This window comes from Alkaliphilus crotonatoxidans, from assembly GCF_054658015.1.
In genome coordinates this window covers 249,541-273,124 of the sequence record NZ_BAAHXS010000003.1, presented here as the reverse complement: position 1 = coordinate 273,124, position 23,584 = coordinate 249,541, and the positions used below count along the sequence as shown (strand labels likewise).

General features: G+C 38.6%; 19 protein-coding genes and 2 CRISPR repeat arrays (1 of these 21 cut by a window edge). Of the genes, 1 reads left to right on the top strand and 18 read right to left on the bottom strand.

The features are described 5' to 3' along the window. A CRISPR array of direct repeats spans positions 1–2,125; the repeat unit is 30 nt; unit sequence GTTTTAAATCCTTATAGGTATCTTCTAAAC; it reaches 144 nt to the left of the window's first position. Positions 2,126–2,354: 229 nt separating this feature from the next. The 18 genes from cas2 to ACYQ1I_RS02170 form a co-directional block, all read right to left on the bottom strand. Then, positions 2,355–2,618, bottom strand: a complete 264-nt coding sequence (cas2, locus tag ACYQ1I_RS02255; RefSeq protein ID WP_459762041.1) for a CRISPR-associated endonuclease Cas2 — start codon at positions 2,616–2,618, stop codon at positions 2,355–2,357. 2 nt (positions 2,619–2,620) lie between these two features. Further along, complete coding sequence (gene cas1b, locus ACYQ1I_RS02250) at positions 2,621–3,613, bottom strand: type I-B CRISPR-associated endonuclease Cas1b (protein ID WP_459762039.1); 993 nt, start codon at positions 3,611–3,613, stop codon at positions 2,621–2,623. 16 nt (positions 3,614–3,629) lie between these two features. After that, the gene (gene cas4, locus ACYQ1I_RS02245; protein ID WP_459762037.1) at positions 3,630–4,130 is read right to left on the bottom strand and encodes a CRISPR-associated protein Cas4; all 501 of its coding nucleotides are present in this window, start codon (positions 4,128–4,130) and stop codon (positions 3,630–3,632) included. Between the two features lie 14 nt (positions 4,131–4,144). After that, a complete protein-coding gene (cas3, locus tag ACYQ1I_RS02240) occupies positions 4,145–6,718 on the bottom strand; it encodes a CRISPR-associated helicase Cas3' (protein WP_459762035.1) in 2,574 nt (857 codons plus the stop codon). 61 nt (positions 6,719–6,779) lie between these two features. Next, positions 6,780–7,535 (bottom strand): CRISPR-associated protein Cas5, encoded by a 756-nt coding sequence (gene cas5 / locus ACYQ1I_RS02235; RefSeq protein WP_459762033.1) that lies wholly within the window; start codon positions 7,533–7,535, stop codon positions 6,780–6,782. Between the two features lie 2 nt (positions 7,536–7,537). Further along, positions 7,538–8,611, bottom strand: coding sequence for a CRISPR-associated protein (locus tag ACYQ1I_RS02230; RefSeq protein WP_459762031.1), 1,074 nt, complete (start codon positions 8,609–8,611; stop codon positions 7,538–7,540). After that, on the bottom strand, positions 8,595–10,673 hold the full coding sequence (locus ACYQ1I_RS02225) for a TM1802 family CRISPR-associated protein (RefSeq protein ID WP_459762029.1): 2,079 nt from the start codon (positions 10,671–10,673) through the stop codon (positions 8,595–8,597). Before ACYQ1I_RS02225 ends, ACYQ1I_RS02230 begins: the two co-directional genes overlap by 17 nt. A gap of 49 nt (positions 10,674–10,722) precedes the next feature. Continuing rightward, a complete protein-coding gene (gene cas6 / locus ACYQ1I_RS02220) occupies positions 10,723–11,466 on the bottom strand; it encodes a CRISPR-associated endoribonuclease Cas6 (protein WP_459762027.1) in 744 nt (247 codons plus the stop codon). 371 nt (positions 11,467–11,837) lie between these two features. Next, entirely contained in the window at positions 11,838–12,059 is a 222-nt protein-coding gene (locus ACYQ1I_RS02215; protein WP_459762025.1) for a hypothetical protein, read from the bottom strand. Positions 12,060–12,087: 28 nt separating this feature from the next. Continuing rightward, on the bottom strand, positions 12,088–12,600 hold the full coding sequence (locus ACYQ1I_RS02210) for a nucleoside recognition domain-containing protein (RefSeq protein WP_459762023.1): 513 nt from the start codon (positions 12,598–12,600) through the stop codon (positions 12,088–12,090). 1 nt (position 12,601) lies between these two features. Then, positions 12,602–13,279, bottom strand: coding sequence for a nucleoside recognition domain-containing protein (locus ACYQ1I_RS02205; RefSeq protein WP_459762021.1), 678 nt, complete (start codon positions 13,277–13,279; stop codon positions 12,602–12,604). 3 nt (positions 13,280–13,282) lie between these two features. Then, complete coding sequence (locus ACYQ1I_RS02200; protein WP_459762019.1) at positions 13,283–14,467, bottom strand: M20 family metallopeptidase; 1,185 nt, start codon at positions 14,465–14,467, stop codon at positions 13,283–13,285. 306 nt (positions 14,468–14,773) lie between these two features. Next, on the bottom strand, positions 14,774–15,691 hold the full coding sequence (locus tag ACYQ1I_RS02195) for a LysR family transcriptional regulator (protein WP_459762017.1): 918 nt from the start codon (positions 15,689–15,691) through the stop codon (positions 14,774–14,776). Between the two features lie 364 nt (positions 15,692–16,055). Beyond that, positions 16,056–16,756: a CRISPR direct-repeat array (repeat unit 30 nt; unit sequence GTTTCAAATCCTCATAGGTACTTCTAAAAC). Positions 16,757–16,958: 202 nt separating this feature from the next. Then, a complete protein-coding gene (locus ACYQ1I_RS02190) occupies positions 16,959–17,822 on the bottom strand; it encodes an AAA family ATPase (RefSeq protein WP_459762015.1) in 864 nt (287 codons plus the stop codon). A 145-nt stretch (positions 17,823–17,967) separates the two neighbouring features. Continuing rightward, positions 17,968–18,831: a nucleotidyltransferase domain-containing protein gene (locus ACYQ1I_RS02185; protein WP_459762013.1), complete on the bottom strand. Its 864-nt coding sequence runs from the start codon at positions 18,829–18,831 to the stop codon at positions 17,968–17,970. Positions 18,832–19,052: 221 nt separating this feature from the next. Then, positions 19,053–20,219, bottom strand: a complete 1,167-nt coding sequence (locus tag ACYQ1I_RS02180) for an ABC transporter permease (protein WP_459762011.1) — start codon at positions 20,217–20,219, stop codon at positions 19,053–19,055. Further along, complete coding sequence (locus ACYQ1I_RS02175; protein ID WP_459762009.1) at positions 20,206–21,360, bottom strand: ABC transporter permease; 1,155 nt, start codon at positions 21,358–21,360, stop codon at positions 20,206–20,208. Before ACYQ1I_RS02175 ends, ACYQ1I_RS02180 begins: the two co-directional genes overlap by 14 nt. Positions 21,361–21,374: 14 nt before the next feature. Then, positions 21,375–22,307, bottom strand: a complete 933-nt coding sequence (locus ACYQ1I_RS02170) for an ABC transporter ATP-binding protein (protein ID WP_459762007.1) — start codon at positions 22,305–22,307, stop codon at positions 21,375–21,377. Between the two features lie 205 nt (positions 22,308–22,512). Here ACYQ1I_RS02170 and ACYQ1I_RS02165 point away from each other — a divergent pair, with 205 nt between their 5' ends. Continuing rightward, entirely contained in the window at positions 22,513–23,583 is a 1,071-nt protein-coding gene (locus ACYQ1I_RS02165) for a sensor histidine kinase (RefSeq protein ID WP_459762005.1), read from the top strand. Position 23,584 lies beyond the last annotated feature (1 nt).

Below are 23,584 nucleotides of genomic sequence, written 5' to 3'. Positions count from 1 at the left end.
TTATAGGTATCTTCTAAACAAAGTTTTGAATCACCTTGCACCCAGAATGGTGTAATGGTTTTAAATCCTTATAGGTATCTTCTAAACACAACTGTTTTCCCTTCAGTAAATTCAATCTTGACAGGTTTTAAATCCTTATAGGTATCTTCTAAACTTTGATGAAAGCCTGCAGCTTAATTTCCCTCCAAAGTTTTAAATCCTTATAGGTATCTTCTAAACGGCCTATCATATTTACAACAAATTGTGATAGCACAGAACGTTTTAAATCCTTATGCTAGGTATATCCTAGTTTTAAATCCTTATAGGTATCTTCTAAACGAATAATATGGAAAACTTAAAAAAAGCTTTAGAAATTTGTTTTAAATCCTTATAGGTATCTTCTAAACAAAGGTCAAGACAGTGGATGGATCAGCAGGTGATCGTTTTAAATCCTTATAGGTATCTTCTAAACGTTTTAGCCAATTGTATGTCAATTTTTATTTTTAGTGTTTTAAATCCTTATAGGTATCTTCTAAACTCCGCTATATGCGAATTGCTCCCAAGTTCTCCTGCGTTTTAAATCCTTATAGGTATCTTCTAAACTCAGAATTCCCTAGAAAGTGTGTTTTCTTCGGTACTACGTTTTAAATCCTTATAGGTATCTTCTAAACGTTTCAAGTGAGAGAAGAAGGTTGGGAAGGTTGCGTAGTTTTAAATCCTTATAGGTATCTTCTAAACTATCGACCGAGACGACTATATTGGTTATACACACAAGGTTTTAAATCCTTATAGGTATCTTCTAAACATTTTATTTAAAGTACCAGGCAAGTATAAAATCACTTGTTTTAAATCCTTATAGGTATCTTCTAAACATTTTATTTAAAGTACCAGGCAAGTATAAAATCACTTGTTTTAAATCCTTATAGGTATCTTCTAAACGAAGTCCCCTTCAAATATATGAAGGGAAATTGCTTTCGTGTTTTAAATCCTTATAGGTATCTTCTAAACCCTAGGTGCAGAGCTAAAAAGCCAAACGAAAGGCTTGTTTTAAATCCTTATAGGTATCTTCTAAACTGAGTTCACCATCGGAAACCGCCAAGCCAGGTAGTGGGTTTTAAATCCTTATAGGTATCTTCTAAACGGAATATAGAAGGGCCAAGGAAGCCCCTAATTGGCTAGTTTTAAATCCTTATAGGTATCTTCTAAACAGTTTCCGGGCGGGGAAACACCAGAAGCATAGGAGGGAGTTTTAAATCCTTATAGGTATCTTCTAAACTCGGAGGCCTGCTGGCAATGGCAAGAATGTTCATAGTTTTAAATCCTTATAGGTATCTTCTAAACATAATTTTTCCTGCATGTATTGGATTCACATATGTACGGTTTTAAATCCTTATAGGTATCTTCTAAACTTTTCTCACGAAAAGCTAATGATATTCCAGAGTTATCGTTTTAAATCCTTATAGGTATCTTCTAAACGTGTGGCTCTCTCCGAAAATCTGGAGTATTATATCGTTTTAAATCCTTATAGGTATCTTCTAAACAGGAGGCTTGAAACTATGAAGTGCAAGTACTACAAAGAGTTTTAAATCCTTATAGGTATCTTCTAAACTCTATTTCGGCTTTTAGTTCCTCTATTATGGGCCTGTTTTAAATCCTTATAGGTATCTTCTAAACGATTCCTGTTGATTTCATCTCGATTCCTCCCTTTTTAGTTTTAAATCCTTATAGGTATCTTCTAAACTACACAGGCTGAGAAGCCACAGTGAGGCCCTACAACAGAGTTTTAAATCCTTATAGGTATCTTCTAAACCTTAATTTGTAGTAATTGTTCAAGCCTTTGTTCCAAGTTTTAAATCCTTATAGGTATCTTCTAAACATCCAATTTTTTCATTTGCTATCCTGCTTTAATGCTTAGTTTTAAATCCTTATAGGTATCTTCTAAACAAGCGCTAACTATTGTATTGCGAAGAAAGAGTGGGAGAAAGTTTTAAATCCTTGTAGGTATCTTCTAAACGAGAGGTGGAATTTTGAATCTATATGAAAAACTGCGTTTTAAATCCTTATAGGTATCTTCTAAACAGATATAAGGAGGTGGTTAGATGGGAAAGAAATATCTGTTTTAAATCCTTATAGGTATCTTCTAAACTAACTGACACTATTGATAATACCATGTTTACTATTTCTTGTCAAAGCGATACTTTTTATATTACGTAAACTTGTTTATTTTATTTTATTGTTCTCAACCATTGCTATTGCTCATTTCTTATAAAAAAATAAAATGTCGTCGATCCCCCGGGTTTTTTACGCTATTGGAGGTCGACGACATTCTATGTACTTTGCTTTATTATTATGGTTAGATTTATATAAATTCTATGTCATAAAAATAATTCTTCTCCACCTTTTTTCACGCCATATTCTTCCCTTTTTGAATAAGCCTTCGAGCGAAAAACATAGAAGAGTATTGAATCTTCATCAGGATCGATCTTTTTCAATAATTCCGTCTTTAATTTGACAAAATTAGCTTCCGAAATATCTCCTTCCAAAACAGAATTTTGTACCCAACTTAAATATTTTCTAGAAGTTTTCAGAACTCTCCCGACTCTCTTTGTATTCACATCATACACTAGAATAACAAACATGGCTACCACCTTGAAATAAAGGGGGCGTAGGCTTCTTCTTTCATAAAGTGCTTTTGAAGCTTATATGCCTCCATCCGTATTAACCGCTGATAGGACACTTTTCTCCCTAGCTCTCTGTGATTGATTGTTGCCTGAAGCCTCTCATTAAAAGCTTTCACAAAAGTATTTCTTCCCTTTTCCTTTAAATAGATTCCGCCCATTTCTTTCCCAAAATCCTTGACAGTGATCATTTTCTTTCCAACTAAGGTAAAGATAATACGATCAATCATAATAGGCTTAAATATCTCTGAAATATCCAGGTTTAAAGTAAATCTTCTAAAATTGGTAGTGTGTAGATAGCCAATACGTGGATCTAAATGGGTCTTGTAGATTTCGCTAAGAATTAAAGGATAAAGCAAAGAGTTCCCAAAGCTGATTAAAGCATTTAGCTGATTCTTCGGTGGCCTTCTGGTTCTGCCTTCAAATATAAAATCTTCATTATTTAAAATTATATCAAAAGATTGATAATAGGTCTCCCGAATATTTCCTTCAATGGCCATCAATTCTGAAACTCCCTGCATTTCATCAATTTTTTCTTCTAATCCTTCAATAACTTCAATTATTTCATTCAGAGACTTTTCTCGATGATGATAATAAGTCAGGACTTTAAGTATATTTTTACAGCTTCCCCTTACAAAGGCCTTTGCCAGTTCTAGGCGCTTTATTTCATTCAAATAAAATTCAGCTTGCTTTAGTATCATATATCCTGAATTTAAATGCTCTCTGGGATAAAATGTCCCTGAATAGTATCCATAATAATTGAAAAAGTGAAGACAGACCTCCTTTTGAGAGACAAAATCCAGAAATTTTTTATTGAGTGTGACTTCTCCAAAAATATAGATATCATTTGTATCCTCAACAGGGATAAAGCTTCTACCTGCCTCGGTATCAAAATAGATGGTATTATCCTTCCGCTTTAACTCCCCATCACTGAACAAGTATCGATTCTTTTTCATATTCCCCCTCCTCTCCTTACGCATAACAAATTTCATTATAAGCACAGCTTTTACAATAAGATATTTTTTTGACAGCCGGTGGTTTTGACTGGTACATAATTTTTAGAATTTCTTTGATTGCCGACTCCAGCTCCTGCTCTTTTTCTGGGGTCAGGACGATTTCCTCCCGTTCCTTCTCCTTGGGGAACATTAAGGAACCTGCAGCTTCTATTCCCATATTTTTTAATTCCTTCAGGTAAAACAACAACTGCATTCGAGCACTTTCCTTAAACTTTGAAGTCTTTTTTACCTCACCAATGATCAATTGTCCCTTTTCATTTTTTACCACGTCTAGAACAATATTCCCCAGAGAGATTTCTTTCTTTTCCCTTGGATAGCTTTGTTCATGCATAAATCGTCCAATTTCCACATTGGTATTCTCCTGATCGGGAACCAGCTGCCTGCTCATCAGCCAGACCTCCCGTTTACAAATGTAGTAATACCAGATCAATGTACCCGTTACCCTAATCTCTTCCATTAAATACACCTCCTCTAATACGCAAAGGTCTCCCCTGTTTTGCTTTTAAATCCAGTAATCTTGTCATAATACTGTTCTATTTGCCCTGGGGGAATCCAATACATTTCTGCAAACACTTGTCTGTGGTCTTTTTGCCCTTCAGGATCTTTACTTAAATGACGATGACTGAACTCTGGCGGTCTGTTATCTATTAATTTTGGCACCCTGATTTGAATGATATATTGAGCCATCTTGGATTTAATGAGCTTCATAAAGGCTTTTTTTCCGTATTGATCGAGATTCTTAATGGCACCTGACAGCTTATGATCTTTCCCAAATAAGGGGATTAAGTCTTGTTCTTCTATGCAGTCGTCCAGATAGACCTTTTCATACAAATCTGCCAGTCGGGTGGCCTCTTCATTGATTTCCACGAAGACGTCCTCTGTATTATCTTTATCAATAAGCCTAAAGGTCTCCACCTTTTTAAAATCCAAATTTAAAATCCCATGATCCCAGACTTCCCGAGTCTGTTGACTGATCCCTCGCCTTAAAGCTGCATTATAAAATTCCTCTGCCAGTGTTCCATAGTTTTCTTCAGGGATTTCAATGGGAGACTTGACCAGGCCTTCTGTTTCCTTCTGGTTTAAGATTTCATATACCATTCTATTATCCTCATGTCCATTTTCCGCTGCGATTCTAACAAGATAAACAGGCAAATATTTGCCCTTCTTCCCTTCTCGATTAACCCTACCGGCGGTTTGAATAATTGAACTGAGGGGTGCTAAATCTCGAAAGGCCATTTGAAAATCTAAATCAACCCCGGCTTCGATGGTCTGGGTAGATACTAAAACAACAGGCATCCCGCTTAGCTTGTCATGAACTTCTTGAATCACCTGTTTACGTTGCCAGGGTATGATATTAGTGGATAAGTAATAAACGGGGATCTCTAATCCCATTTCCTTCAAACGTTCTCTAATTTCATCGTAAACACCAATACTCCGTTTAATTGTATTCACCACAACCAAAGCAGATTGATCCTGTTGCCATTTTTCAAAGAAGAGATCAACAAATTCATCCTGAGTCAATTTTTGATCCAGCAGGGGAATCAATCTGGTTCTATGAAGCGCTTTAAAATATTCTTCGTAATCAGGAAGAAGCATTTTGTATTCTATTTTTTCTTTCTTTAAAAGCTTCTCACCGAAATCGATAATTTTTGGCTGTGTAGCTGTCATTAATACAAACCGGGTTCCCAAGTATTCGCTAAGCTTCTTCAGGGTAGCCCCCACCAAAGGCATATAATGCTCATCGATTGCCTGCACCTCATCCAATACTACAATGCTTCCGGCCAAACGATGAAACTTTTTTAGCAATCTGTTTTTTCCTGTAAATATTGATTGGAAAAGCTGTACAAAGGTAGTTAAGACAAAATCCCCCTCCCAGGATTCCACCTCCATTAACTTCGTTTCCACCCGATCTTCCTCTACCTGACTTATAGAATAATTAGGTCGATCCCTGAACCCCTTGTTGGGCCTTAACTTGGAGAAGTCGTTAAGACGGTGGTGAATAATCATCCTGCCTTCATCTCCGATTACCTGACAGTATTCATCTTTATTCTGTTCGATGATATTGACAAAGGGGATAGCAGTAATAACCCTGGGAGAATATTGATAAAGATTAGCCAGCCTTTTTTGCAGTATTAAAACAGCCTGGAGCGAGGCTAACGTTTTTCCGATCCCTGTAGGCGCTGTTAAAATGAGGAATCGAATGTTCATCAGCTCCTCTTCTGTTAAAGCCTTTACGGTATGCAGAATGGAAGCCCGAGCTGTTTCTCTTTTTGTAACCAAAGCATGGCCCTTCTGCTTGGTTGTCAGATAGGCCTCTACTCGCTCAGGAGAAATCATAACCGGGGTATTGGTTGGAATTTTGGCTGAATCCAACTTGTCGGAATCTATTAACAGAGAAAAAAGATAAATTAACAAAAAATACCATTTTGAGTTAGGAGATTTTCCCAGAGCAAATTGATTCATTACATAGTAAATTCTATTGTCTTTTAAAAGCTTCTTGGCGTTTTCGATTTGCTCTAACCAGAAATCCATACCGTCGTCATACAGCTCAGCTAGTTCAGCAGCAATTAAATCCTTTCTTTTTAACATATTTGCCCATTGTACCTGGACTAGCTGACATTCTTTCTCATCAGGCTGACCAGTTAAGTCATACATATTAAAATCAAAAGACTGGTGATGATATTTGACACAAAGATAGACAATCATTAAAATTTTGAGACGTTCTTTTTCCTCCAGCTCCTGTAATTGATTCTGAAGTATGATAAACACGTATAGAGCAGATATATGGGCATGCCCCTTGTAAGGGGAGGATTTATCGAACTGCAGATATTCTTGAAAAAAAGTCGTATATTTCCCTATATCATGAAAAGCCCCTATGAAATAGGCCAATTTTTTAACAAGCCCATTGCTGATGTTTCCAAAGGCCACCACTGGAGGAACCCGGTCACAGCAGGCCCTTCCTACATTGAGTAAATGCTCTTTAAGCAGTTGCTCATCTCCGCTTCTTTTATTCAAATGGGCCAGATTTCTTAATACTTTTTCCATTTTTCTTCCTCCTTCATAGAAAAAAGCACCGAAGCAAAGGCCTCGATGCTTCCTCTATGTTTTATTCCATCCACAGGATGTTTTTTTCATCTGAAAGCTGTACATATTCTTTTTTTACGATGGCATTGATGGGGCTTGGATTTAAGTTGACAAGCATATAGCCCATTCCCTCCTGGGTGATCTGCCGATCTGAATTGAATTCAAGGGGAACCTCTTCTTTTATGATTTTATATTTTTGCTCCATTTCATCTAAATGCAACGCTTCAATCTGCTCAATAGGCATTGCGGAATGGATAGGGATTGCCCTTTCTTCTGTTTTTATCTCCCCAGTATACAGGCCTGCACTTTCAATCCATCCAAGATTATATGCGGGACCTAAAGCCAAACTGATACCAGACGACAGATATACTTCTTCGGCCATTAAGGCTTCCAACCCTTCCATAATCTGCTGGTTTTTATGGAAAACCCAAATTTGGTACTCAAGCTGACCCTCTCGAATATTTTGAGGAATGATCAGTTCAGTTGGAGTCTGACTATGGTTAGGTTGGGAACCATTAAAGTCGGCTATCTTTTTAATCATTAGATAATTTAATGTCTGTAAGTTCTTTTTAATAGGCTGATTAATGGCAACAGCAATTTTACATTGTTCTCGGTTAAACAAGTCATAGTAGCTATCTCTCTCATAACCCATAAGCCCGGCTAAAATCCCCATTATTGTAGTCCGGGGGGGAAGAAAGTAAGAAAGGGCCGAGGAATTAGAATAAATCTTCCTGAAATGGGCCATTTTCCCCATTAGCTTAAAGGAAACAACTTTCATGGCTACCCCTCCATCTCAATGGGTGCCCATAAATCAACCTCTTCGTATGCTGATAAACTCTTTGGAAAGTTAAGCAATTTCTCTTCAGATAGGTAGGGATGAACCCAACCCACAATTTTATCTAAATATCCTTTTTCCTGGATTTTTTGAATTGCTTCTGTAAGTTGAGAAAAATCCACCGTAATATCATCAATACTTCGGATAGCCTTATTTTCTTTGCAATCTGCCTTGATAAATCTTCTCAGGTCTCCCAGATAACCGTCAAATTCGGGCTTATACACCAGTTCCAGATAAAAGGCCGGCTCCTGCCCTTGTTTACTGTCCGTTTGATTGGCATATAATCCCTGAACCAGCGCTCTACGGAATACCTCTCGATCCTTTAAGGTCATTCCGGTTTTCTGAGCATTATATTTGTTAATGGTTCCATAATGGGCCACCAGGCTGTAATAGACCTTGGGCTTTTTACCGAAGGTGGAATTGTCGTCATTCATTATGGTGACAATGGTGTTGGATTTAAGGAGTTCCACAGGGTGTAGGGAATAGCCCCAGGATAGTTGAACCGGCCCTGTAAAGGTTTTACTGATTCCCTTCACCGCCATGGCACTGCCGAAAAGCCGAACGTCAATCAGGGCATCTTGAATCATTTCCGTCAAAAATTGATTATCAAAGGCTTCAATGGCAGCTTCAAGCTTCTCTTTCTTTGCATTTTTTTGCTTTTCCAGATAAGCCTCTTTATAATCTGTTGTCTGACCAAAGAGATCCTTCCAGGCTTTTTTTAGCTGAGGATTTCGAGTGAAAAGAGATTCCATTTTATTAGGGCTTCCCAAATAGGTGTCTTTGATGTGTAGGAACATGGTATCCATAGTCACCTTGGTTTCTCCGATGGTATCAACAAAGATCTGGTACCCCTTTTTCTTTAGAAAATCTCTGACATCCCGTTTTCTTCTGGCATCACTGACCAACAGGGTGTTTGTTTCGTAATCCATTCTTGGCTTATTTTCCTGATCTGGGTCTCCGTTAGGGTTGGTAAGGGTTGCCTGAAACCCAAATAAAATATCACTATTCTGCTTGATCATTTTCCTTTGCCTCCTCTTCCTTATCAAAATCTAGTCCTTCAAGATTATCCGTTTCTCCAATTTTTCCCCAGTTGCCTGAGCTGTAGCTGTAGCCTGACATAATGTAAAAGACATTAATATGCTCATTCAAGCTCCACTCCTCCATAAAGGATTTACCGCAGTATTCATGAAGCCGATTGAGTAAAGCCTCTGCAAAAAGATCCATTTTTTCATACTGAATAAGCTTTTCACAAACATCCTCATAAAGCCGCTGAATTTCTCGATTTTTCATTCCTTGAAATTGAATTTTCTTTAAAATGGGCTTTTTTCGATGCCCTTTGTTATACTGAGCTATCCCTACTCTGTTGATCATGGCACCTAAATAAAACAGGGCCTTTGCCTCATCAGAAAACTTTTGTCGTACCAGGTACTCTTCCATTTCTTCAAAGGCCCGATTGACCTTTTCAGATGCAGTAACCAGCTTATTCATTGTTTCTAACCCCTCCCCAGTAAAAATTGGTTGAATTAAATGAAGCCTTTCTAAGGTCTTCAATAATAAAAGATAGTTCTTGGCAGTGTCCTTAACAAATTGATCTAAGCCCCTGTCTCCAAAGCTTTTGTATTTGATTAGATTCAGGTTTTGATAATTATCCATTTGGGCCTTTTCCAGTTGTTTAGTACCTCTATCAAGGGCCTCAGTAAAATACTGAAAAATCGTATTTACGTCAATTGAATAACCAGACAGAATGGCGTCGTATAGGGAGAGAACCCGTTTAATATCCAGTTGCTCTCGTTTTTTGTTGGTTCTTACCGGTACGATCCAATAAATTCTGGCAAGGCTAAAGAACTCGGCAGCAGCACCCTTTAGAGCTGCCTCTTCCTTGACCTTTTCAATTACTTCCGAAATCTCCACCAGTCGGTAGACTGGCACGTCCTCAATTGTTTCTGTCACCGATAAGGAATTACCGTCACTTCTGTAAAAAATTAGGTTCATGCTATAGCCCTTCAGCTCATCACCATGAACATTATCTAATCCACGGAACCACTTCAAGGCTTCTTTCGGCTTAAAGGCTTGGTCTATCTCTTCCTGTATCCTTTGAACCTCATCGTAATTAAAGTCTTTCATCAACCCTTCAGGGATAATAAAAACCGGCTCATTGGCAATCCTCGAAGCAAAATTTTGACTAACGATTTTTTCACCGGATAACAGATGGTTATAGCAAGCTTTACAGATACCGTAACGGTCGTCATGATCAAATTTTTGATTAAAGCCTGAGCTGTTGATCGTAGTAGTGGTAAAAATTTTATTGATTCCACTACGACTAAATTTAGCACTGTAGCTGCTTGAAACATCTTCCTTTAAGCTACCACATAGATGACAGATTCGTTTAGAAGATGAGTTTGAGCTTTCCTTCTCCTCTGAAATCCCCAGATTATTTTCCTTGATCACCACTACCTCATAGTCTTTTAACTGGGAAAAAATATGGGAATTTCCATTTCCATCGATTATTTCAGGCACAACCAGGGCAATTTTCTCTTTCATTTTTTCTTCTCCCAGCATAGCCTTTACAAAGGTCTCATGTCCGTATTCCTTGTCATTCAGCTGAATCTTTTTATCAACCAATCGAACCTGACCATCAAGTAGCCCTGTAAATTTATTGAGGTTAATCCTTCCCTGCCCCTTCTTCTCAGCCAACTGAAGAAAACCCTTATCAGCTAATGCCTGCAGGAATGTTCCCAGTTGCCCATTCTGCAAACCGTGCTTCTGCAAGATCAGAAATAAATCACTAAAGGCTGCGCTTAATAAATAATGAAGGCTATTAACCTCGCGAACAATGTAGTACTGAAATCCAGCAGCAGCATTATTACCGAAATAGTTGTACTCCCTGGCATATTCTTCTAACCAACGATCCTGCAGGGTAAATGTAATTTCTTCCTTTGTCATATCGAAGCTCAGCTTAACGATATATCCAGCTTCACCATCCTTTAGTTTGATCTTCGGTTGTTTAATGAGTGGATCTAAAACACTTTGCTCTGATGCAAAGGCCTGTCCTATTTTTGCTGTTACTTGATTGACATTCATGTTTTTCCTCCCTTCTATTCAAAATTTATTTAATTTGATGCATAGAATGTCATCTTTCTAAAACCCGTATAAGTCCAAAGCCCTGGGCATTCTTTGATCCATACCCCCCCTCTAAACCTATTTTTATTAAGTCACTGGGACCTGAAAGCTTTAATTTTCCTGTATAACCCTTGATAATAATATTTTTATAGGTGACAGTCACCTGTCTACAGTTAGATAGAGGCCTAACGGTAATAAGACCTTCTGGAGGTGCCTGTTGATAAAAGGATTGGTATTTTTTCTGCAGATTTTCTGTAATTAAGCGATTATAGTCGGTATCCCCTGGCTGAAAATAACAGGTATACTTTCGGTTGTCTGGTCTCAAAAAGGTACTATAGACGACAATGGGTGACAGTGTTTCCACTATGGGACTGTCGGTGGTCAGATTCACTGCGCCCCCCTCTAGGGATGTGAGCCTGAGATTGTTCGTTCCCAGTCGAATGGTTTTACCGATTAAAAAGGTTTGGGACAGAGCATTGAAGAAGCCCTCCACCGGGGAAGCAATCCACAGCTCAACCGGGCCATTAAAATGTATTTTTCCATTTTTTTTGTCCAGTCGATATTCTCCTAATAATCGTGAGAAGGTAAACATTTTAAAGGAACGGGCATGATGCTTATAACCCTCGTCATGGAGGAATTTTGAGAGGTCTTGATCTATACTTTCATAGATGCACCCCTGTACGATATGATTGTAGTCGATGGGCAATACAATCGGCCCATTTTGAACATTTTCAAGCTTGATTTTTAAGAGCATAGTTTCACACCTTTGTTAGTTAGTAGGACTTTTATACTGTTTATAATCAACAAATTTCTAGATAATTCCGCAAATTCCTGCTTAATTTTTGTATTACTGTAAAATTTTATTAAGCAATACCAAAAAAATATTAAACCCGGTCAGATGACCGGGCTTAAATTGAACTCTTTTTTACTTATTATTATTTAAGTGCACATAGGATAGAATTCCATCAATATATTCAGTAAAAACACTCAGGTAATTGTTAATGACATATCCGATTTAGATATTCTAAGCAAACCAACAACATTGATACGATAATGCTTTGCTAATTAATATAATAATGCCTCAAGCATTATGTTATGGTGCAGAGGGTTATACCCTAGGAGCTTTTATTCTCTTTCCTCCTGCTTTATCAAAGGAAAAAGACCTAAAGATTTTGCTTCTTCCCTTTTTATGATCTGAATTCCCCAAATTAGTAACGTAGCAGATAGGACAGCACAGAATAAAATAAATTTTGTATGAATGGAAAATACAAATCGATCCAGTATCATCACGATGACAATAATCAACATTCCTGCTCGCTGTAAATCTATACCTAATTGTCGCTTCATTGAGCTTCCCCTCTTTCCTGGGATTTTTCTATGCAACCCCCATAGCGGTTAAAATGATTCGCATTATAACCAATGAAATTGCAGCATCGACTAGGGGAATGGCAATCAGTAATCCATGCCATTTCTTATTGGTATTCGCAACAAGTACGATTCTAGCATAATGGCCGATTAAGGTTCCCATCAGAATACAGGCGGGTAGCAGCATGGTGGCCTGACCCAGGGTTAATATTCCATCGGCATACATGGTGGCAGCAGTAGCACATCCAGATGCCTTGGCGAAGAAAGCGGAAACCAATACTGCAAAGGCCTCCCCAGGCAAGCCGAATACACCCATCACTGGAGAAAAAACAACACCAAGTATATCCATGAGCCCTGTTTCCCTTAAAATATATACCAGGGTGTAGCCTAAAATCATTGCAGGGGTAATGTTTTCAATTCCCACCTTAAAGCCCCGGGCACATCCCTTTAGAAAGGTATCGACAATGGAAGGCTTCGGCGCCTTTTTGGCCACTCCATTTGATAAATTAGTACCCTGTTCCATTTTACACTTCCCCCTTCGCTTTTTTTCTGTTGAATTTTAGAATAATACGAACAATGTTTGCACCAATCAATTTGCATATAACCTGTACAAGAATTACTGGCCCCAGGGCGATGGGACTGATCAGCAATAGAGGTGCCCCTCCAGTAATAGTATTATTTATGCAGGCAGAACCAGCATATTGATATGCAACGAAAACAGTACGTTCATCATCCTCCATTTCTCCTGACTCCACCAGATCATTCGTCATGACAGCAGCAACGTCTGAACCCGTAAAGCTGCTGATAAAGGCCACTCCTGCCTTTCCCGGAATTCCTAGCAGAGGCCTGAGCAAAGGTCTAAAGAGAATATCTGATGCTTTAAAGGCACCCAATTGCTCAAATACTCCCAGGAGGCCGCAAAAGAACATTACTGCAGGAATTAAATTCAGACCTGCCATGAATCCATCTTTAGCACCAGTCCCCCCCTTACCGATGAAATTTGCCCCAGTATCGCCAATAGTTCCAAAGTTACCGCTAAGATTTGTAAAATCCAAGACTTTTAAGACGCTGTCACTGGTACGAAATGCCCCAGACAAAATAATGATCAAAAATATTAAAGATATCCAGGCACCCAGTCCTACTTTAGACTTATTTTCTCCTCCTTCATTCTGCTGATGATTTTGACCCTTTTCCTGTTTCATGTACTATACCTCCTCATCATCCTGCCAGTCCAATTTATATACCGCTGTAGCCGCCAAAAGACACCGCTGAAATAACGATTCTACCAGGGCATATTCCTGATCTGTGTGATTCCCATTGCCCCGGCACCCCATACCGCAAACCGTAGGAACTCCGTTGACCACTGTGATGGATGAATCAGAAATACCACCAATAGATATGGGATGCACTGCTCCATAGCCACAATCAACCGCCGATTTCTTTACATGCTCAAACAATTTCATCACACCCTCTGTGGTTTCCATACAGTCAATGGACATCTTCACTTCATAATGGACTTCTGTTCCCTCTACATAGCTATGATTCACAGTTTCTTCTATGGCAGCCATAATTTCTTCTTTAATGGCCATTGTGGGGAAACGGAACCCGATGTTAATGACACACTCTCCGGGTATGGTGTTTTCACCAATTCCACCCCTCACCATACCACAATTGATTAATTTTCCACGGGGGATATCATTTTGTTGCTCTAATGCAATGATTTTATGGGCTGCCTCTAACACAGCACTGCGTCCCTTCTCAGGTGCAATACCAGAATGGACTGCCACACCTTTTACGGTAATTGAGATGATTCCTCCGCCTTTTCGCCCTACCACCAATCCATCATCCAGATAACCGGTTTCAAAATTGAATGCTGCAATCGCTCCTCGAGATTCTAAGGCCATAATTTCATCTGTGTTAGAATCCTTATGCATTACCTCTTCATCACCAGCAAAGATACATTTGATGGGCCGATCTCGATAACCGGCTGCCTTCAGTGCTTTTATAGCATACAGGGCAATAACCAATCCACCTTTCATATCCAATACTCCAGGCCCGTGGGCATGGCCCTGGTCGTCAATTCGGAAAGGGTTTTCTTTGACGACACCCTCCTTAAAGACTGTATCCATATGCCCAATAAATAGTATAGGGGCTTTTGTACTCTGTTGATTCCATTCTCCAATTAGCAGGTTTCCTGCCCTTTCCATTGGAACCACCCTTACCTCCATTCCTACCTTTTTCATTTCCCTTGCCAAGATGCTTCCCACCTGATTAACCCCTTCAATTTGAGAGGAACCACTCTCTGTATTTACAATCTCTTCCCATAGCTTCAACATTTCAGCACGATTTTTTTCTATATATAGCTCAATCTCCCTTAAAGCGGTCTCCATAATCTGTCTCCTTTCAGACTTTTATATCGGTGGGCTTAACACTCGTCCTGTCCAATGATGAATTACCTTCTGAGTTAATTAACACCGAAAGAATGTTTTACATATTTGACAACGATTGCACAAATGGCCCGGACACCTTGTACATTTGATTTAACTATAGCAAAGGATTTTTTTGCTGTCTAAGCTATATTTTTTATATCTCAGTTATAACTCTCATTGATAACACAATTATTGAAATTCCAAGATATTATATTCACTTTACCTAAAACTGAAAGAACACATCCAGCTTTGGATGTGTTCTTAAGGTTAATATTCATGAGAAATGGGATATAAAGTTTGAAGCATGGTCACAAAAGCTTCTGCTTCTTTGCTCAAAATTTCTTTTTTTCTTCGTATCCATCCGACATTTATCTGTAGATTGCAATTTTTGATAGGGATGGTATGAATTCCATACCGTTTATAATCTGGTGCACTGAGTAAAGGCCCAAAGCGATATACATCTGTGTTTTGCAGCAAATTAATAATCGAAGCTCCATTATTAACGTATACAACCCGCTTCAGCTCTGTTAACTTGATTCCATCAATTTCCAAATAAAAGCTAAGATGGGAGAAATAATCATCGGGTAATCGAACACATGGATAGGCTTTTAATTCTTCCATTGCCACTTCTTTCCGATGATAGAAGGGACTATATGGCCCTACATTCAAATACCAGGTATCTTTACCAATCATATTGAGCTCTAAATTTTTGTAATTAAGCATATGTTTAAGCTCTCTGCTTTGAGCATGGTTACTCATGATAAAACCAACCTCTGATTCTCCGCTTTCCACCTGCTCTATCACCTCTTGAAGTCGTCCCTCGGTCAGATTAAAGATAATATCTGCTTCCTTATACTTCATATAAAAATTGCTTAATAACTTGGACATAGTAATAATGGGATAAGAAGAAATTGAAAGGACACGGGAGGCATCCTTGGCAGAAATATTGGTGATGAGGTTCATTTGATTTAGGATGGTACGAGAGTATTGATAAAGCTTTTTCCCATCATCCGTCAGGATCACGCCTTTATTATTTCGATGAAAAATCTGAATTCCCAGCTCTGCCTCTAAATTCATGATGGCTTTGCTTAAATTGGGCTGTGTCAGCAGTAGCTTTTCTGCTGCTTTATTAATACTCCCTTGCTCTGCTACTTCTACAAAATAGACCAATTGCTGTAACAGCATTGCAGCTCCCTCCTGTGACCACCATTAAATGGCATTATTTTATTCTAAGCAGCATTACTTTTCATTATTATACGCTATTAAGAATTTGTTATCAATAATCTTTATCCTTTCTTGCTATATCCCTATAATTGGGCCATACTGAATAACTTAAAATACCGACTAGGTAATTTGTATGTTGGGGGCACCTCCTGAATGTAAATTCTGTATTAGAATGTTTTTTACATTCGGTACGTCATATTAGGAGTCTAAAACAAAAAAATTTCATCAATTCCAACAAACGCAAAAAAAATCACCTTCTTTGAGATGATACAGGAGAAACAAATATAGCGCTTTCAACTTTTTAGGTCAAAGCAATACTATTTCTTATTTAAATCCTCATAGGTACTTCTAAAACTCAGCCTCTTGCAACCAAGCATTTGCACTACCTTGCTGTTTCAAATCCTCATAGGTACTTCTAAAACGATGTTCGTCAAGAACGTTTGAATGTGCATAGCATTGTTTCAAATCCTCATAGGTACTTCTAAAACTCCTTCGCATGAATTTTGTGATGTGTCTTACTTATATAGTTTCAAATCCTCATAGGTACTTCTAAAACGCTTTCTAGTTTTTTGGAAACAGCAATACAAGAAAACGGTTTCAAATCCTCATAGGTACTTCTAAAACATCGTCGTCATTGTCGAATATTTCAACAAATCCCTCGTTTCAAATCCTCATAGGTACTTCTAAAACATACTACTAAATGGATTTCTGAAAAAGATATGACAGAGTTTCAAATCCTCATAGGTACTTCTAAAACTGACAGCAGCCAGCCTAATATAGCCAACATTGATATATAGTTTCAAATCCTCATAGGTACTTCTAAAACGAATCCCGGGGCTAGTCTCCGGGTCTTTTTTTATGGTTTCAAATCCTCATAGGTACTTCTAAAACGGGTTCTAAGTAGCTTTTGTGCTCTGGCATATGCGATAGTTTCAAATCCTCATAGGTACTTCTAAAACCCTCACATACAGGACAGAGAGGACAGTAAAAGGACAGGTTTCAAATCCTCATAGGTACTTCTAAAACCCATTACATATATTGATATTATCACATCTACTATATTATGTCAAAATCGAAGTTTTTGAACATTATCTTAACATCAAAACTGTTGTTTTAATTTCAAACCATTGAATCGATGGGCTTTTGTCAAAAAAATAAATTGTCGTCGATCTCCAGGGTTTTTTACGCTATTGGAGGTCGACGACAATTTTAAAAAAGCCTACTATTGTCAGTAAATGCTAAATTCTTCATCATATTTTTTAAAAAACTCATAATAGGTACGTACATTTTCCAGCCTTGTCCAATGCTTTACATCTACAGGATTTTCATCCAGGTCATATATTTTAGCCCCATCCATTGCCAGTAGAAAGGGGGAATGGGTGGAAATAATGAATTGACAGTCAAAATAACGTATGGCATCCTTAATCAACTCCATCAACTCCAGTTGACGTCTTGGGGAAAGGCTGTTCTCTGGCTCATCTAATATATAAAGCCCATCCTCACCGATTTTTTCAGTAAAATATAAAAAAGCACTTTCTCCATTGGAATATTCCCTTACATTATCCATCAATCGATTTCTCACATAGCGGGATTGGGTCTTGCTTTTTGCCTGATTTGCCCTTTTTAGCTCCTCATAATCCGCTAAAGACCTCATGGTGAAGCTTGCATATTTAGCATTCAAATATTCTTCAAACAAGGTTTCCCTTTTATGATCAACTCCTTCGTTCATATGGCGGATATTTAGCATATAATCAAATACATCATCGCTGGTGATAATTCTACTGCTTTCGGGAAGCTCTTTTACCAGCTCCATTTGACATAGGCTAACATAGTCAGCATAAAAATTTGACTTATTAAAGATGGAGTCCCGTTTGATTCCTATCTTTTCAGCAATGACATTTAAAGCAGTGGATTTTCCCGACCCATTTCCACCATATAAAATTGTCACAGGCTCAAAATCTATTCGTTCAAAACCATGCCTTGATAATATTTTAAATGGATAAAAGGAATCATAGCATGTTCTTTTGATCTCCATAAAAAAACCAAATTCCATATCCTCATTGGGAAACGTAAAGGCCTCTAAGTAGTTCATTCTCATCATCCTTAGTATAAAATAACTATACAATTTTGATATTGTATTCCCAGACTTGTATTTAAAAATATTATAGCATAATTACCTGTCAGAAGCTATTATGCTTATGGAACCCTCCAGGGCCAAAATACAATCATTTTTTATTTCAATTTTCATCAATCATTGATTGTACCTCATGAATCAGCTCCGCTAATTCTTCACAGGCCTCACCCGTTTTTTCAGGAAGATTGATAAACAACCGATCTATTCTTGCCTTATAGTCAACGGGTTTTAGATGGAAGGAATCAATCATCTTTACAGCCTTTTTTTCATTAATGCAATATTGTTCATTGAGGGCGAAAATAACCTGATTTAAGCAGGATACAGACCGAACCACATGGCCTGCAACATAATACAGGTCATCCTTTCCCCCATTATCTGCCGCAAACATATGGGAAAAGCCTGCTTCAAACATGAAATAGTCGATAACTGCTTTCTTCATTTTTGGGGGATATGATTTTGTTTTTCCTTGCATTTGTAGAAGCTGTCCTTTGGCATCATATAAAATTCTACTGATAGAAAGCTCCCCCATGTACATGGCATTGATATAGGCATGGGGATGGCCAGTATGATAATGGGCAGTAATTTTTCCCTGGCTACAGTCCTGAATTACCCCTTCTACCCTCTTTATATCCCGCAAAATAAAATCCACATGGTTTCCCTCGATCACAAGCCATCCTCCACCATTGATCCATTCTCCCCAGGCCCCCGGGGGGACAATTATATTGCTCCGACGCTCATCATCAAGCTCTGAAGCGGCATCATTCAGTTCCTTTATGTCAATTCCAACAGATTCGTCATAATAAATGCCAATATCAATGTCGGAATCCGGTCGATGGGTTCCCCTGGCCCTTGAGCCCCCCAGCACGATTCCTTCTACTCCTTTAATATCCTTTAATCGATTTTTTACTGCTATTAATATATTCTCTACGGTATCCAAAATCTTCTCACCTCTGTTTATTTTTAGCATTAATTAAAAGCATCTAATGATCCATTTCTCTATTCTCCCTTTCTTATTTAAAACCTTCGCTTAGTTTAATTATATGATGATGGTTCTTTTCTAGTCAAATTCAAAGCCCTACTTATCTACAACGCAGTTATCGTTTTTTTACAGCTATAGGATTTGAAAAATCAACATTCCTCCCTGCACCGGCAGTAAAGCTATTAAAAGCCAGGGGTAAATATTATGGTCTAATTTTCCACTTGCCTCTGTTTAATCACCATGATAGATACCGATAGAACTGCCACAGTAAATCCAATCATAATGAGCATATTTGTAAATAGTGGCCTCAGGCTTTCCATATGATAATTTTCTAAGGCTGCAATCATATGATTCGATTTAACATACCAATAATTTGGTGTAAAGCTGGCGATTTTCAGCACTCCCTTTCCCAGAAGGGCCTGGGGCACAAAGACACCGCTGATAAAGCTGGTTCCTAGAGCAAACACATTGGCGGCTGCCGACATGGCATTTTTACCTCTGATTACATTTCCCAGTAAAAAGCTAATGCTTAATGCCGTTAAAGTAAAGACCAGGGAATTTAATAAAAACAACAGCCCCCTCGGAGTCAGCATAAAGCTGCCGTAAAGGAAAAAGCTAGGTAAGATCATAACAAGCCAGGCAAGAACTGCATAGCTGATATTCCCTAATATCATTTGAAAATTCATATTTTTAAGCCCCAAGGGGGAGCATAAATTTCGCCTTTTTAAGTCTGTTTGATTAAAAACCATCATGACCGTACAAACCCCTAAAATCAGCACAGCAAACAATGCATAGGACATGTAGTTAAAATAGTAGACTCGTTTTTGATTTTTATTAACCTCTGCCATGGGGTGGCTCATTGTCACCTCCACTTCCTCTGCCAGATCATTTTGTACCAGCTTTAGCAGTTCTTCTTCTGTTAAATTGGTTGTATGGTCAGTATAGGTTTTAACTGTATTCAGGTACTTGTTGATCAGACTGTCAATATAGATTTCACTGGCTGATGACGGTATTGTACTTTTTTCCAGCTGAGGCCCTTGATCTGTTAAAAAGGCCTTAGTAAAGCCCTCAGGCACCCTTACAATATATTCAACTTCTCGGAAAAACAAAGCATCCTGTAGGCTTTGTAGGTCCCCTGAGAGTGTGACGATGTTGGCATTTTCACCGATGTAGTCCCTTAATCCCCGGGCCAGCCATGAGTCGGTATCATCATTGATATAGGCCAAATTCACCTTGGTCTTTGTAAAGTCTGTATCTACCGATATGGTATTGGTGTTGGCCATGGCCATGGCCAAGGATAAAAAGACAACGATATAAATCAGCATTTGAGTTATATTTTTATATATCACTTTAAAAAAGGCCTTATAAACTGTCATATTTCTGCCTCCTTAAAACCAGGTAGGTGATCATACTAAAGATCCCTGCAAAACCCCAAAGCAGCACAATATTTAAATAAAATCTTGTATGGCTATCATAGTAATACAGGGAATAGAAGCTGTCGGCAATCAAATTTATCGGGTTAAGATAGGCTAAAACAGGAGCCTTGGTGCTGACGATGTATTTTATTTTATCAGACATCATCCCGGCAAGAAAGGACATAATATTAGTAAATACCACCAAAATACCAATTTTAATTCCTTCGCTTTTTTTAATAATGGCGCCAAGGCAGGTTCCAAAGGTAACACCGGTAATGGTTCCAACCCCACAGGTCAGCAGGATATAGCCCAATTGATTTCCCAGGCTAACCTTTAATACTAGGGCTAAATAGCTTAGGAAAACCAAAATAATGCCAAACTGAACCGTGGTGGCTGCCAACATTGAAGCGCCAAAGAGCTTTAGCTTATGAACGGGGGTCATACTAATTCGGGCTCCCTGGCAGGTTTGATTTGCCTGTATGTCTGCCACCTCCTTCAGGCCCCAAAAGCTGCCATACAGACAAGCCATGGCAATTGAGGCGTAGAAGTAAATTAAGGTATTGTCGGGGTCAGCTTTGCCCAAGGGAACCTCCTTCAGAAAATCCTGTCTATTGGAAATATCCATTATCAGGCTGCTCTGGTCTTGATTAGGATTTTGCTTGAGAATCGTCGTAACCGTAGCGGTGGTTTGCTTAAAGTCATCCAGAAAGCCCTTTATAATCGTTTGATTAATACCTGTTTCCTTTACAAACAGATTTATGCCATTATCTAAATATAAATAGCCTTCAATTTTATTATCCATCAGCAAGCCTTCAGCTTCCTTCAGGGTCACATATTGAACATCAAATAAAGGCTGCCTATCTTCACCATTTTCCGGGCCCGAAACTGATTCAATAGCCTTAATGAAGCTGGTATGATTTCGATATTCCTCATTATCGACAATTGCAATTTTAATATTGGTAAAATGACCAGCATTGGCAATGTTTGAAAAGGCCAGATAAAAAAGTGTAGACAACAGAATCGGAAATAACAGCGTCCAGAACAGGATCTGCCGATCCCGGACAATACACTTTAATCGATATCGATAATTATGAAAAAACATGCTACCTCTCCCCTCTAGTCCCTTAGCTCTTTTCCGGTTATCTCAAGAAATACGTCATTCAGTGTCGGGGGTTCTGAATAAATTTTTCCCACAGGAATATTTTTTGTCTTTAAATAGTCCAGTAGAACGGACAGATTATTTTTTCCCTTGCTTGACTTGGCCACCAGCAAATTGCCGTTATATTCAGCCGAAAGAATATTGGGCAGGCCTCTGACTGCCTCCAGGAGCTCCTGATCCAATTTTAATATTTCAATGGTAAGCCTTTCACCGGAATTGATCATGCCCTTCAGTTCATCATTGGTTCCTGTGGCAATAATCTTTCCCTTATCCATAATGGCAATTCTTGTACAAATTTCCTCTACCTCCTCCATATAATGGGAAGTGTAGACAATGGTGGCCCCCTCTCGATTGAGTTTTTGTATGCCCTCCAATATATTGTTACGGCTCTGGGGGTCAACGGCAACAGTGGGCTCGTCTAAAATAATCAGCCTTGGCTTGTGGGCAATGCCACAGGCTATATTTAATCTACGAAGCAAACCACCGCTCAGCTTTTTTGGATGAAATTTTCTAAAGTCCTTGAGACCAACAAATTCTATTGCCTCCTCCACCAGCTGTCGTCGTCTCTTTTTATCTGAAATATACAAGCCGCAGAAATAGTCAATGTTTTCATATACATTTAGCTCTTCAAAGACCGCCACATTTTGCATAATAATGCCTATTTTTTCTTTAATTTCGTTGGCATCCGGCGACATGGGCCTGCCATAGATTTCGATGGTTCCCTTATCATATTTTAAAAGGGATAAAATACAATTGATGGCAGTGGTTTTTCCAGAGCCATTGGGGCCTAAAAGACCAAAGATTTCACCCTCCTGTACCTCTAAATTTAAATGATCCAGTGCGATCAGTTCATCATATCGCTTAACAAGATTATTAACCTTTATTACCATAGGGCACGCCTCCATTTTCCTAAAAAATTTCACAATAATCTATTTATCCCTCCATATACTAATGATAATATATTGCTTCCCGGATTGTTAGTGAATAAGCTCCTGATGAACCATGACAAATGTAATATTTTTCTTGAGAAGCCTCCTTTAACATGCTAGAATTTATTGTAAACAGGTTTCTATTAAAGCAAGGGTTTGGTGTAGAATGAAAACATTAACTGATAAATTCATTATTTTAGCCGTATCTTTGATGGTCTACCTGCTTTATATTGATAATCAATACTTAATTGTACCCGTTTTAGTTTCCATCAGCCTCAGTGCCCTTTTAGGCTATTTTCAGCAGGAGAGAGTAAGAATAGGGTTATTTGCCGTATTTTTAATTATATGTATCCTAAAACCCCCATTTTTATTTTTTCTCCCCCTGATTTGCTATGATATCGTTCTACACAGGATCAATGGACTTTGGGGGGTGGCCCTGCTTCCCTTACTCGTTGACTTCATTCAAAATCACGGGCTCCATAATTGGTTAATTGCAGCCTTACTTTTCGTCGTCTGGCTGTTAAGGCATCGAACCGCCTCCATTGAAGGACTAGAGCATGATTACCATGTACTTCGTGATAATGCCAAGGAAATTTCAATGCAGCTTGAGCGGCAAAATAAGGAGCTTATAGAAAGGCAGGATGATGAGGTTAACCTGGCGACATTGTCGGAACGAAATCGAATTGCCCGGGACATACACGACAATGTGGGGCATTTGCTTTCAAGGTCAATACTCCAGGTGGGTGCCCTTTTGGCCACCAATCAAGACCTACAGACCAAGAATGATTTAAAAATGATTAAAGATACCCTGGCAGAGGCCATGAACAGTATACGGGCCAATGTTCATAATTTGTACGAGGAATCCATCGATTTATATATAGAGGTACAAAAACTCATAGCCGCCTTTCAGTTTTGCCCTGTTACATTTGACTATGATGTAGCCTCTAATCCGGAAAAGAGCATTAAATACTGCTTTATAGCAGTTATCAAGGAGGCCCTGTCTAATATCAGCAGACATTCCAATGCCACCGAGGCCTCTGTGAAAATCTATGAGCATCCGGCCCTGTATCAGTTGATTGTACAGGATAATGGAACAGGCTCCAGCTATCATACAGAAAGTGGAATCGGGATTAAAAATATGACCGACCGGGTTGCCTCTATGGGGGGGACGATTCATATTAGTACCAATAAAGGCTTCAGAATATTTATTTCCATTCAGAAAAATCAACGGAATTAGA